The sequence below is a fragment of the Brevibacterium sp. MGP-B1 genome, from assembly GCF_057766545.1.
Genome location: NZ_CM173407.1, coordinates 3,325,562 through 3,338,470 on the forward strand (window position 1 = coordinate 3,325,562; position 12,909 = coordinate 3,338,470).

Genomic DNA, 12,909 nt, shown 5'->3' on the forward strand with positions numbered 1-12,909 from the left:
CCCGACGTAGCGGGCCGTTGCTTAATACGCTCTTTACTGCGATCTGGCCAGCAAACGGGCGACCACATAGGACCGGCTGGCTGAAGACTTAAGCGACCAAACGCCACCAAACCTCACGGCGTCCGACGCCGCAGAGTGAGCGAGCCGACGATGACGGCGCCGATGATCCAGCAGCCGATGAAGAGCACCCGCAGCCAGATATAGGCATTGTCCTCATCTCCCGTCGAGACCGCCCCGAGCGCGTCGATCGCGTGCGAGAGTGGCAGCCAGTCACCAACCACCTCGAGCACATCGGGCAGCTGATCGCGCGGGAGGAAGATCCCGCCGAGCAGGATCTGAGGGAAGACGAACACGGGCATGAACTGCACGACCTGGAACTCCGTGCGGGCGAAGGCGCTGGCCAAGAGGCCCAACGCCGTGCCGAGCAGAGCATCGGCGATCGCGACGACAAAGAGCAGCCCGACCGATCCTTCGATCTCGAGACCGCACACCAGAGTTGCGTAGCCGACCGCCACGGCCGTCTGCGCTACGGCCAGTAAACCGAACGCCAGGGTGTATCCGAGGATGAAGTCGCCACGGCCCAAGGGCATCGACAGCAGACGTTCGAGCGTTCCGCTGCGGCGTTCGCGCAGGGTGGCGATGCTCGTGACGAGGAACATGACGATGAAGGGGAAGAGCGCGAGCATCGCCGGCCCGATGTCGGCGAACACTTCGGTCTCGTCGAAGATCCACGCCACGAGGCCGATGAGCAGGCTGGGCACGATGAGCAGCAGGGCGATCGTGCGGGGATCGTTGCGGATCTGAGCGAGGACGCGTCCCGTCGTCGCCAGGGTGCGCATCGGATTCATCGCCTGCCTCCTCTGCCCCGGGCATGGCTTCGTCGCCCATGCCCCCTTTTCCCTGGTCCCGCGGCAGCGCGCGAAAGCAGATGAGTCTCCGAACGCCCTCGCCCGGCCGATCCATGACCGGCGGCGTCCCTTTCGATGATGGCGAGGAACGCCTCCTCCGCCGAGGCAGCCCCCATGCCGGCGAGCAGATCGTGCGGTGTCGTGTCCGCGATGATCGCGCCCTCCCGCATGAGCAGCAGCCGGTCACAGCGTGTGGCCTCATCCATGACGTGACTCGAAACGAGCAGCGTGGTCCCCTCCTCCGCGAGCCCACGGAAGAGATCCCACAGATCATTGCGCAGCACCGGGTCGAGTCCCACCGTCGGCTCATCGAGGACGAGCAGGTCCGGAGACCCGAGCATTGCTGCGGCCAGGGACACCCGATTTGCCTGACCACCAGAGAGCGTCCTGGCCAGCTGATCGGCCTGCCCGATGAGGTCCGTGCGTTCGAGCACCCGGTCGACATCGGACTTCGGAGCTCCCTGCACCCGTGCGAAGTAGCGCAGATTCGCCCGCACGCTGAGATCCTCGTAGATGCTCGCCGACTGGGTCATATAGCCGACCCGATGCCGCAGATCCGCCGATCCGGCAGGTCGACCGAGCACCTGCACACGTCCGCCCGCGACGATCTGCACTCCGACGACGGCCCGCATCAGCGTCGTCTTCCCGCTGCCGCTGGGACCCAGCAGACCGACGATCGCGCCCCTGGACACATCTAGATCCAGTGAGTCGATGACGGTCCGTCGACCCCTCCGAACCGTCAGCCCTCGTGCTTCCACCGACTTATTCATCATGTGCTGAATATGACATCCGAGAATGCTCCGGTCAAGGGTTCTCACGGAGAGATCTCATGACTGCCGTACCGCCACCGTTGAGCGGTACCTGCACGGCCGCCGTTCGGGCTCACATCGAGTCGCCGACTCCATCGAGATGGCCCTGCACCGCCGGCGCCAGGCGCGCAGTGAGGTCGTCGACCGGCATCGATGCCAGCGGTTCGAGTTCGAGGACATGGCGAAACATGAGCGCACCCGCCATCTGCGTGAGGACGAGCGTGGCCCGCAGATCTGCTTCGGCGCGGTCGACGCCTCCGTCCGCGATCCTTCCCGCCACTGCTCCTTTGAGCTCGCGCAGGAGAAATTGTCTGATCAGTCGGCCGGCTGCCGAATCGCTCACCGCAGAACGCAGAACGGTCACCCCGATCGACTTCACGCTTGTCTGCTCCCAGGCACTGAGCACCGTGTGCACGAGTGATTCGCCGAGGCGGTCGACCGAGACGTCCAAGGCCGAGCGGATGATGCGGTCCGGCCGCACGGGAAGCTTGACCACCTCGGCGAAGAGGCCGGCCTTGGACTCGAAATAGTGGTGGACGAGTGCGGAGTCGACCTGGGCGCGACGGGCGATTCCACGGATCGACGCCTTGTCGTAGCCCTTCTCGGCGAATTCGGCCGAGGCGGCATCGGTGATCGCTGTCCGCGCATCATTGCCGCTTTCCTTACGGGGGCGTCCCCTCCGGCGGGGCCCCGGCTTCACATCCGCCATGCTCCCCAGAGTATCGTGAGGCCCAGTTGCAAAAGGTCTGCACAACGGTCCTCCGAACCGAGCAAAGGTCTGGGAAACGGGCCTCTGTTTGGTCAGAACCACCTCGGCGGGGGTCCTAGCGTGGATGTAGCAGCAGTCGTATGAAAGGTTTTTCGGTTCACATGTTCAGGCAGTCGTCGAAGTTGGCCAATGTCCTCTATGACATTCGAGGACCTGTCCTCGAAGAGGCCCAGGCGATGGAAGCCGCCGGGCACACGATCCTCAAGCTCAACATCGGCAACCCTGCCCCCTTCGGATTCGAAGCTCCCGAGGCGATCGTCCAGGACATCGCTGCGAACCTGCCGGTGACGCAGGGCTACTCCGACTCGCGGGGAATCCTCTCCGCCCGCCGCGCCGTCGTCCAGTACTACGAGACCCTCGGCATCCACAATCTCGGCACCGACGAGGTCTTCCTCGGCAACGGCGTCAGTGAGCTCATCACGCTCAGCCTGCAGGCCCTGTGCAACCCCGGTGACGAGATCCTCGTGCCCGGGCCCGACTATCCGCTGTGGACCGCCTCGGTGGCGCTGTCCGGCGGCACCCCCGTCCACTACCGCTGTGCGGAAGAGGACGCCTGGCAGCCGGACCTGGACGACCTCGAATCCCGGATCACCGAACGCACCCGCGGAATCGTCGTCATCAACCCGAACAACCCGACCGGGGCGGTGTACTCGAAGGAGACGCTGCAGAAGATCGCCGATATCGCCCGCCGTCACGGTCTCATCGTCTTCTCCGACGAGATCTACGAGAAGATCACCTACAACGGCGTCGAGCTGGTCAATATGACCACGCTCACCGGAGACGACGTGCTGTGCCTGACCTTCTCCGGACTGTCGAAGGCCTACCGGGTCGCCGGCTACCGTTCCGGCTGGTTGGCGATCACCGGACCGCTGGACGAGGCGCACAGCTACCTCGAGGGCATCAAGCTGCTCGCGAATATGCGCATGTGCTCGAACGTTCCGGCCCAGCACGCCATCCAAGCGGCCCTGGGCGGAAAGCAGTCGATCGACGACCTCGTTCTGCCGACCGGCCGCCTCGGCGCGCAGATGCAGGTCGCCTACGAGGGGCTCAATTCGATCGACGGCGTCTCGGCCCACCGGGCCGACGGTGCGCTGTACATGTTCGCAAAGCTCGATGTCGAGAAGTTCGGCATCACCGATGACGAGCAGTTCGCCCTCGACCTGCTGCGCGAACAGAAGATCCTCGTCTCCCACGGCACGGCCTTCAACTGGCCCAAGCCCGACCACTTCCGACTCGTCACCCTGCCGTCCGTCGAGGTGCTCACCGAGGCGATCGAACGCCTCGACACGTTCCTCTCCGGCTACCGGCAGGTCGCTCCGACGACGTGCGAACTGCCTGTGGTGCGCGAAACCGAGCACGCGGGAGCACCTGCGGCCGGCTGACGGCCACGACCGCTCAGGCGAAGCACCCACCCGATGCCGGGTGCGGCGGAGGCACCGAGCCCCTGCGACACTGGTCTCATGACAGAGATCGATGATGAGTCGGGGACCGTGTCCGCCACCGCCGTGGCCGACATCGTCAGAGCCCTCTCCCGCGGGATAGATCTCGACCGGTCGGCCCTATCCCGTGGTCTCGAGGACCACCCCGACCTCATCGACTCCTTCTCCGGTCTCTCCGCGACCATGACCCGGTGGAAGCAGAAAGATCGCGAGCGTTCGGCTCTTCTGGAGAGCGCCTCGGAGCTCATCCGTGTGCGAGACACCGAGAAGCTGCTGCAGAAGCTCGTCGACCGTGCCCGAACACTCATCGGATGCGATATCGCCTACCTCTCCCAGTACTATCCGGAGACCGACGACCTGCGTGTTCAGGCAAGTCGCGGAGCGATCTCGGCGAATCTCAAAGAACTGCGAGTGCCTCCCGGCGTCGGACTGGCAGGACAGGTCGTGCGTGATCGCGCCGCACAGTGGACGTCGAACTACGATCTGACCCGACTGCCTCACGAAAGACGCGTCGACTCCGCGGTGAAGGCCGAGCGCATGGAATCACTCCTCGGAGTGCCGATGGTCGTCGACGGCGAAGTCCTCGGCGCCCTCTTCGCGGCCAACCGCTACCCACATGACTTCACCACCGACGAGATCACCCTGCTCTCGGCTCTCGCGGACCACGCTTCCGTGGTGCTGAAGACGGCGCAGCTGATGGGAGACCTCGCAGAGGCGGCCCACGCCTCCGCGGAAGCCGAGGAGACGGCAGCCGCGCAGGCCAGCACCCTCCAACGGCTCGTCGAGGTCGAGGAGCAGCTGACGCAACTCGTCCTGCAGGGACAAGGAGTCCCCGCAGTTCTCGACGCCATCTCCGAATTGCTCGAGGCTGACGTGATCGTCGTCGACAGCGGACGTCTCGGCTCTCCGCGCTTCCCTGCCGATGAGTCGTTCTTCGACGGCATCACGGTGGACGATGCCGACGTCCGAACGGCACTGAGTCACAGTCGGGCGACAGGCCGAAGCGCGCAGGTCGCTGGTGCGCAGCACATGTACGTCGCTTCGGTGGCGTCCCACCGCCGACAGCACAGCGCACTCTTCGTGCGTTTCAACGACGAACCGGCGGACGGCGACGCGAATATCGTCGCCCAGGCGGCGCAGACGCTCGCGCTCATCCGAATGAACGAACAAGCCCGGGCTGATGCCGAGAACCGAGTCCGTGGAGAACTCGCAGTCGACATCATTGCCGGCACTCGTGATCTCAGTGAGCTCGAGGCCCGTTCCCGAACCGGCAGCTTCAGCCTCTCCGGACCCTGGAGACTCATGACGATTCAGGGCGACATCGAAAACGATGACCGCATCGCCGCTCGCCTGGTCCGCGTAGAGCCGCGCATTCTCATGACGCAGCGATCCCCCGGAATCACGGTGCTCCTCCCCAGCGCCGTGATCCGCGACAGGCCCACCCTGGACACCCTGTTCGAAGAGTCGGGTGCCCTCGACAGTTCGCTGGTGATCATCTCCGAGACCGATTACGACAGGAAGCAGCTGCGCACTGCCGAGGACGAAATGTGGTCGTGCATCCGCATCCTCAATTCACTCGGCATCAGCGAAGGAATCTTTCCCACGGAGGATTTCGCGCCTTACACCGCAATGTTCGGCACCGCGCCGGAGCAGACGGAGAGATTCATGCAACGGCTGCTCGAACCGCTGCGCCGATGGGACCGAACCCATTCAGCCGAGCTGCTCTCGACTCTGCGGGAGTATTTCGAGTCCGGCATGAACATCCGCAGAACCGCGACTCAGATGTCAGTGCATGTCAACACCGTCAAGCAACGGCTGGAGAGAGCCGATCTCGTGCTCGGTCAGGAATGGAGGACACCGGAGCGGGCGTTCCGCCTCCAGGTCGCGCTCCGCCTGGACAAGCTGAAGTCATCCTTCTAAGCCTCCATGTCTGGAACAGCCATAGCTGAGCGATATTCACATCCGAAAAAGACATGGCAGATTCGCGCGTGCATTGTTTGACTGATCTCTGCGGAGGAACTCCGACCGACAGCCGATGTCGGCCAATGACGACCTGACTGGAGATACACGATGGCAGTGAACAGCCGAATTGCCGAATTCCGAAATATGTCGGTCGATGATCGCAGGAAAGCCGTCGCAGCCTCGACTGGGCTCGACGCCGAACTGTTCAGCCAGCTCGATGCGGACGCTTTCGGTCCCGAAGACGCCGCCAACCTCAGCGAGAACATCTTCGGCGTGTTCTCGCTTCCGCTCGGCGCAGCCACCAACTTCACGATCAACGGCACCGATGTGCTCGTACCCATGGCGACCGAAGAGGCCTCGGTCATCGCCGCCGCCAGCAACGCAGCACGAATGGCACGTCCGCACGGCGGTTTCTTCACAAGCTCGACCGAGCCCGTCATGCAGGCACAGATCCAGCTCGTCAACGTGGCGGACCCGCAGGCCGCGCGCACACGTGTCCTCGAACGCCAAGCAGAGATCATCGATCTGGCCAATGCGCAGGACCCCAAGCTCGTCGAGGTCGGCGGCGGAGTCAAAGGCGTCGAGGTCCGCCTCGTCGAGGCACGGACGATGACGTATGTTCTCGTCCACCTCCTCGTCGATGTTCGAGACGCAATGGGGGCGAATGCGGTCAACACGATGGCTGAGGCGGTCTCCGGAACCGTGGCAGCCATCGCCGGAGGTGACGCACTCCTGCGCATCCTCACCAACAAGGCAGACCGTCGACTGTCTCGGGCACGGGCGGTCTTCGACAGGGATCTGCTCGGCGGAGACGAGGTCATCGACAACATCCTCCACGCCTACGAACTCGCCGCAGCCGATCCCTATCGAGCGGCCACTCACAACAAGGGCATCATGAACGGAATCTCCGCAGTCGTCCTCGCCACCGGGAACGACACCCGCGCGGTCGAGGCCGGAGCGCACTCCCATGCACTCGTCGACGGCCGCTACTCTTCCCTCTCGACGTTTGAGAGGAATGCCGACGGTGACCTGGTCGGCACCCTCGAGATGCCCATGCCGGTCGGCCTTGTCGGGGGCGCCACCAAGGTCCATCCCGCCGCGCGCACAGCTCTGCAGATCGCCGAGGTGGCCAGCGCACAGGATCTCGCCGAGATGATCGTCGCCGCCGGCTTGGCGCAGAACCTCGCGGCAATGCGAGTTCTCGCCACCGAGGGCGTGCAGCGCGGACACATGTCACTTCATGCGAAGAACCTCGCGGCCTCTGCCGGAGCGAACGCCGAGGAGACAGCGATCATCGTGGACCGCCTGATCGAAGAGAGGGCCTTCCGGTTCGACAGGGTCCAGTCAATCCTCGACGAACTCCGCTCCGGTGTGTCGCGATGACGGCACAGCTTCCACAGCAGTTCGCGTCGTCGAACCTGCCGACCGAGGTCAGTGTCTGCGAAGTCAGCGCTCGAGATGGTCTGCAGTCGCAAGCACGCACACTTCCTGTCTCAACACGGCTCGAACTGATCCGGCGGCTCTCCGGAGCCGGCCTGAAGACCATCGAAGCCGGAAGCTTCGTCTCTCCGCGGGCCGTTCCCCAGATGGCCGACACCCGATCGGTGCTCGCCGGGCTCGACCTGGACTCCGAAGTCTCGTTCCCCGTCCTCGTCCCGAACCAGCGGGGTCTCGATGATGCCGTTGCGGCGGGAACGAAGGATGCCTCGGTCTTCATCAGCGTCACAGAATCGTTCGCGCAGGCCAACCTCGGCGGTTCCCTTCAGCACACCACCGATCGCAGCCTCGAGGTGGCACGCGCAGCGACTGCGGCGGGCCTGCGGGTGCGCGGCTATCTGTCGATGGTCTTCGGGGACCCTTGGGAAGGCGCGGTCGATCCTGATCGCGTCGCCACGGCTGCGCGTCGCCTCGTCGATGTCGGCTGCCTGACAATCTCGCTCGGCGATACCATCGGAACCGCGACTCCCGGTCATGTGACCGCTGTTCTTGATAGCCTGGTCGGCGCCGGGATACCGATCGATCGGATCGCCCTGCACACCCACAACACCTATGGCCAGGCGCTTGCGAATGTCTATTCCGCGCTTCAAGCAGGTGTCAGTCAGTTCGACGCATCGGCAGGAGGGATCGGTGGCTGCCCCTTCGCCCGCACAGCTTCCGGAAACCTCGCCACTGAGGATCTTCTCTGGATGCTCCAGGGGCTGGGCATCTCCACCGGCGTCGACAACGAGGCCGTGGCGTCGATCAGTCAGTGGCTGGGCGAGCAGCTCGGCATTCCGCTTCCATCCGCAACATCATCGGCCATCCTCGGCCGGTAGTTCCATCGTTCACGTTCCCGACAGCCGTCGGCCGACAGAAGGCAGGCAATGATGCCGCAATTGCTCGAGGTGTGGAATGACACCGTCGACCCCAGACATCTCATCGGCGGTATCGCCATAGCCGTCGGGACAGCAGTCCCGGCCTACCTCATCGCCGATCATCTCTTCGCTGCCGGAGGCGATGAAGCGCTGGGCCACTCCTATGCGCTCCTCATCGGCATCGTCGGCTGCATCGTCGGCGCCGTGATCTCCGGGCTTCTGTTCAAACCCAAGAGAGTGATCACCACCTCGGCGGCCGACACCCGCAACCGGCAGGAGATCATCGACGAGGTCGTCGAGGAATACGGGGATCTCGGTGACCCCCGCGACCTCGGGCCGGGGGTTCAGGCAGAAGTCCGAGCCCTCGGTCTCTTCGACGCCCTCGTCGACAACCATGAGGCGCGCATCCGTGAGAAGGGCGGGCACCAGTGACCGCGGAACTCATCGAACCAGTCCTGTGGGCCGTCGGGATGGCGCTTCTCTCCGGGGTGCTCTTCACCGGAATCGGACTGATCTCGGGCACGGACGAGACGGCGATCGTGGCACCGTTGGCGCTGCTTGTCATCCTCATCGGGGTGCCTCCTGCCGGGGTGCTCGCGTTCTTCCTTGCCGCGATCATTGCCAAGCACATCTCCCACGCCGTACCGACGACTCTCCTCGGGATCCCCGGTGACACCACAGCGGTGCCGATGCTGCGTGAGGCGCAGCTGCTGAGGTCGCTCGGAATCCCGCATATCGCACTGCAGAAGGCGATCTCCGGTGGAGTCGTCTCAGTTGCCATTGCCATTCCGCTGTCGATCGTGTTCGCCCTCGTACTCACCCCTTTCGCCGAGGCGATCGGCGCTGCCGCTCCCTGGATCTTCATCGCCGCGGCCGTCCTCGTCGCCTACACCTCGAAGGGAAAGCTCGCTGCGGTTGCGGGGCTCGTCCCATTCGTCCTGCTCATCGTCGGCCTGCAGGCCTTCATCATGGAACAGAAGGACGCGGCGTTCACGACGTCCTTCTTCCTCGGCATCGCCACCGGGCCGCTCATCTTCGACCTGTTCGCTGCGCTCTCCCCCGCCGGACGCCGCTCGATGCAGCAGTCGGGCAAACGGGAATTCAATCTTGCTCCCGACGTCCGGCCCGCAGGGGGATCGAGGATGCCGAACCCCTTCAGGGTGCTGACCGGAAAGCAACTGGCATACACCAGCGGTTCAGCGGCGATCACCAGCGCGACCTTCGTCTTCTCCCCCGTGGCCATGGCTGTGCTCATGGGCGAGATCGTCGGAAGCCGGGTCAAGAACGGGTACGAACGACTCACCACCGTCATCACTGTCCGCAACGGAACCACAGAGTCGACCTATATCGCCGAGACTCTCATCCCGCTCATCGCGATCGGCCTGCCCCTGTCACCGATGGCAGCCGGTCCCGCAGGACCGCTGTTCAACGCTCCTCCTGTTTATACACTCGATGCCGAGGCAGGGACGACGAACAACCTCCACGACCTGCTCACGACCGGACAGTTCGCGCTCTTCTCCGTGATCGCGGCGGTCATCGCGGTCGCCATCGCCTACCCATTCGTGATGACGAACGCTCACCGAGCGGCGACCTGGGTGATGCGATCGGTCTCCCACGAGGCGATCATCGCCGGCTTCGCCGCTCTCATCTGCGTCATCTGCCTCTACGAAGGCGGACTGCTCGCCCTGGGGGTGACGCTCACCGTCGGCCTCGTCGGCGGACTGTTCAACCGGTTCATCGGCATGCACGCCGGCGTCCAGTTCATGGGCTACTACGTCGCGGTGCTCACCGTGCCCGCGATCCTCGCGCTGTGAGGCACGTTCTGACCGCCGCTCTGAAACCGCAGCATCACCGCCACTGCCGGGTGACGGTACGGACGTCGGCGACCACCTCGGCGATAGCGGAATTGTGCGCATCGACGATCGGATCGTGACGGGGGCGCCCCTGCGGCCGCGAGGACCGGGAGACGAGCAGAACGTCACGGCGGCAGTCGCTGAGCGGCATCGGGATGACGGTGATGTCCGGGTCGGTCGACAGTGATGATTCGGGGATCATCGCCACCGCCAAACCGGCCGAAATCATCCGGTTGATGGCCGCATAGTCGTCCATCCGCATCCCCACCCGCGGCTCGAAGCCCGCGGACAGACAGAAGGAGCGGACCACCTCGTCGATGGCGTCACCGGGGTCGATGCTGAACGCCCAGGTCTGTGAGACGAGTGCCGTGAGGTCCGGCAGACCGTGGTCGTCCACACCGATCGGTCCGATGGTCTTCGGCACGCACAGATACAGCCGCTCCGAATACAGGTGGGCGGCGGTCAGCGTCGCCGGGATCCACGTCCGGTCGAGGTCGGTCGATACGAGCAGGGCGAGGTCGAGGTCCCCGGACTCGAGCCGGGAGACGAGCTTCGCGTGCTCGTCCATCGTCACGTCCAGGGCCGCGGTGAGCACGTCGGTCCGGTCGCCGGCGACCGCCTCGTCACGGGTCTGCCACCTCGGGCGGGCCTGCAGCTGATCGTGCAGACGCGGGATGACGCGAGCACCGACAGTAGGCACGGCCCCGATGCGCACCGGCACGGCCTGAGATTCCCGCCAGAGGGCCACCTCGGCGCCGAGGCGCTGGCACAGTCCGAGGATCTCCACGGCTCGGGTCACCACGAGGCTGCCCACGGTCGTCGGCTGTGATCCGCGCGGTGTGCGATCGAGCAGAGTTGCGCCGAGGGCCCGCTCGAGATTGCGCAGATGATGATTGACCGTCGGCTGGCTCCACTCCAGCTCGGCGGCGGCCGCGGCGACGGATCCGGTGTCAGCCACGGCACGCAGAGCGGTGAGGCCGCGGGTATCGAGTGGTTCCATTGCTCTCCCTCATTGAGTTCAATACTGACTATAGAGCAAGAGAGGAAAGTTGCTATTCTCTCGTACCTGCTCGCCTCCTTAATCTGGACGCATGACCGTGCACCAGGACTCCCCCATGCCCCCGGCCCCGCACTCCTCCTCGGGGTCGCCGATGCATCCTGCCCTCACGCAGTCACGCGCGCCCTATGCCGAAGCTCTGGCGCACGCGGCCGACCGCAATTCGCTGTTCCTGTCCACCCCCGGGCACGGAGGCACGACCGAGGGCATCTCTGCAGGTCAAGCCGAATTCTTCGGCGAGCACACCCTCTCCCTGGACATCCCCCCGCTCTTCGACGGAATCGACCTCGGTGTCGGCACCCCGAAGGACGAAGCACTGCAACTGGCCGCCGAGGCCTGGGGCGCCCGCCGCACCTGGTTCCTCACCAACGGCTCCTCGCAGGGCAACCGCATGGCCGCCCTGGCCATCGGCACCCTCGGGTCCGGTGTCGTCGCCCAGCGCAGCGCGCATTCGAGCTTCATCGACGGCATCGTGCTGGCCGGACTCAACCCCGGCTTCGTCTACCCCAACGTCGACGAAGTCAACGGCATCGCCCACGGCGTCACCCCCGATGCCCTGCGCCAGGCCATCCGCAATCATCCCGAGCCGGTGATCGCCGTCTACCTCGTGACCCCGAGCTACTTCGGTGCCGTCGCCGACGTCGAAGCCCTCGCCGAGGCGGCCCACGAAGCAGGTGCCGCACTGATCATCGACGCCGCCTGGGGTGCCCACTTCGGCTTCCACCCTGACCTGCCGGCCTCCCCCGTCACCCAGGGCGCCGACATCGTCATCATGAGCACGCACAAGCTCGCGGGCTCGCTCACCCAGTCCGCACTCCTCCACCTCGGCGACACCGAATTCGCCGATCGCCTCGAACCGGCGCTGGCCCGGGCCTTCATGATGACCGCCTCGACGAGCGAGAACGCCCACCTCATGGCCTCGATCGACCTCGCCCGCCGCGCACTCATGACCTCGACCGAGGCGATCACGGACTCGCTGGAGAACATCCGCCACATCCGCGCGCAGATCGAAGCCACCGACCGCTACCACCTGCTGTCCGGCGAGTTCCTCGGCCACGCTGACGTCGTCGACATCGACCCGTTCCGCCTGCCCATCGACATCACCGCGACCGGACTCGACGGTCACACGGTGCGCAAACGCCTGGCCGAGGAATTCGACATCTTCCCCGAAATGTCGACGGCGACCACCCTCGTCGCCCTCATCGGCATCGGCAAGTCCCCGGACATCGGCCGCCTCATCGATGCCTTGGAGACCATGCGACTCGAAACCGCGGACTCCGCCACGGCAACGAGCCCGGCCGCCGCCCTCCCGCCGCTGCCGACGGCTGGCCGGTTGGCGATGACCCCGCGTGAGGCGTATTTCGCCGATTCCGAACTCGTCACCGCCGCCGAGGCGGTCGGACGAGTGAGCGTGAGCTCGCTGGCCGCGTACCCGCCAGGCATCCCCAATGTCTTGCCCGGCGAGGAGATCACCGCCGACACCGTCGACTTCCTCCAGGCCGCGGCGGCGAGTCCGTCCGGCCACGTCCGCGGCGCCGTCGATCCCGGCCTCGAGACCTATCGCGTCGTCAGGAACTGATCTCCGCGCAGTCACCGTCCGCCCCGTGCCTGCCGGCCTCAGCTGACAACGCCACTGGACAAGTGACGCTGCGAATTAGGCAACATCTTTCTTGCGTATTTTCTGGACCACTGGACGAATTTCAACGAAGCTATCTGCCATCCGGCGCATTCCTCGTGAACTGTGTCACAATTTTTATT

General features: G+C 65.1%; 11 protein-coding genes. 7 read left to right on the forward strand and 4 right to left on the reverse strand.

Annotated elements, in window-relative coordinates; all coding sequences use genetic code 11:
• Positions 1–113 precede the first annotated feature (113 nt).
• The 3 genes from AC3CD9_RS15110 to AC3CD9_RS15120 form a co-directional block, all read right to left on the reverse strand.
• Entirely contained in the window at positions 114–848 is a 735-nt protein-coding gene (locus tag AC3CD9_RS15110; protein ID WP_488364739.1) for an ABC transporter permease, read from the reverse strand.
• A complete protein-coding gene (locus AC3CD9_RS15115) occupies positions 845–1,681 on the reverse strand; it encodes an ABC transporter ATP-binding protein (RefSeq protein ID WP_488364741.1) in 837 nt (278 codons plus the stop codon). Before AC3CD9_RS15115 ends, AC3CD9_RS15110 begins: the two co-directional genes overlap by 4 nt.
• 109 nt (positions 1,682–1,790) lie before the next feature.
• Positions 1,791–2,426: a TetR/AcrR family transcriptional regulator gene (locus AC3CD9_RS15120; protein ID WP_488364742.1), complete on the reverse strand. Its 636-nt coding sequence runs from the start codon at positions 2,424–2,426 to the stop codon at positions 1,791–1,793.
• 161 nt (positions 2,427–2,587) lie between these two features.
• On the opposite strand from AC3CD9_RS15120, the gene AC3CD9_RS15125 reads away from it, so the two are divergent.
• The 6 genes from AC3CD9_RS15125 (at position 2,588) to AC3CD9_RS15150 (ending at position 10,055) form a co-directional block, all read left to right on the forward strand.
• The gene (locus AC3CD9_RS15125) at positions 2,588–3,868 is read left to right on the forward strand and encodes a pyridoxal phosphate-dependent aminotransferase (RefSeq protein ID WP_488364743.1); all 1,281 of its coding nucleotides are present in this window, start codon (positions 2,588–2,590) and stop codon (positions 3,866–3,868) included.
• 78 nt (positions 3,869–3,946) lie between these two features.
• Positions 3,947–5,845, forward strand: a complete 1,899-nt coding sequence (locus AC3CD9_RS15130; RefSeq protein ID WP_488364745.1) for a helix-turn-helix domain-containing protein — start codon at positions 3,947–3,949, stop codon at positions 5,843–5,845.
• 150 nt (positions 5,846–5,995) lie between these two features.
• A complete protein-coding gene (locus tag AC3CD9_RS15135; RefSeq protein ID WP_488364746.1) occupies positions 5,996–7,270 on the forward strand; it encodes a hydroxymethylglutaryl-CoA reductase, degradative in 1,275 nt (424 codons plus the stop codon).
• Positions 7,267–8,202 carry a hydroxymethylglutaryl-CoA lyase gene (locus AC3CD9_RS15140; RefSeq protein ID WP_488364747.1) on the forward strand — a complete coding sequence of 312 codons (936 nt, stop codon included), beginning with the start codon at positions 7,267–7,269 and terminating at the stop codon, positions 8,200–8,202. The genes AC3CD9_RS15135 and AC3CD9_RS15140 overlap by 4 nt, the downstream gene beginning before the upstream one ends.
• Positions 8,203–8,250: 48 nt before the next feature.
• On the forward strand, positions 8,251–8,673 hold the full coding sequence (locus tag AC3CD9_RS15145) for a hypothetical protein (RefSeq protein ID WP_488364749.1): 423 nt from the start codon (positions 8,251–8,253) through the stop codon (positions 8,671–8,673).
• Positions 8,670–10,055, forward strand: a complete 1,386-nt coding sequence (locus AC3CD9_RS15150) for a tripartite tricarboxylate transporter permease (protein ID WP_488364750.1) — start codon at positions 8,670–8,672, stop codon at positions 10,053–10,055. The genes AC3CD9_RS15145 and AC3CD9_RS15150 overlap by 4 nt, the downstream gene beginning before the upstream one ends.
• 34 nt (positions 10,056–10,089) lie before the next feature.
• Here AC3CD9_RS15150 and AC3CD9_RS15155 read toward each other — a convergent pair whose 3' ends face one another.
• Entirely contained in the window at positions 10,090–11,094 is a 1,005-nt protein-coding gene (locus AC3CD9_RS15155; protein ID WP_488364751.1) for a LysR family transcriptional regulator, read from the reverse strand.
• Between the two features lie 91 nt (positions 11,095–11,185).
• Here AC3CD9_RS15155 and AC3CD9_RS15160 point away from each other — a divergent pair, with 91 nt between their 5' ends.
• Positions 11,186–12,730, forward strand: coding sequence for an aminotransferase class I/II-fold pyridoxal phosphate-dependent enzyme (locus AC3CD9_RS15160; RefSeq protein ID WP_488364752.1), 1,545 nt, complete (start codon positions 11,186–11,188; stop codon positions 12,728–12,730).
• The last annotated feature ends 179 nt before the right edge of the window (positions 12,731–12,909 follow it).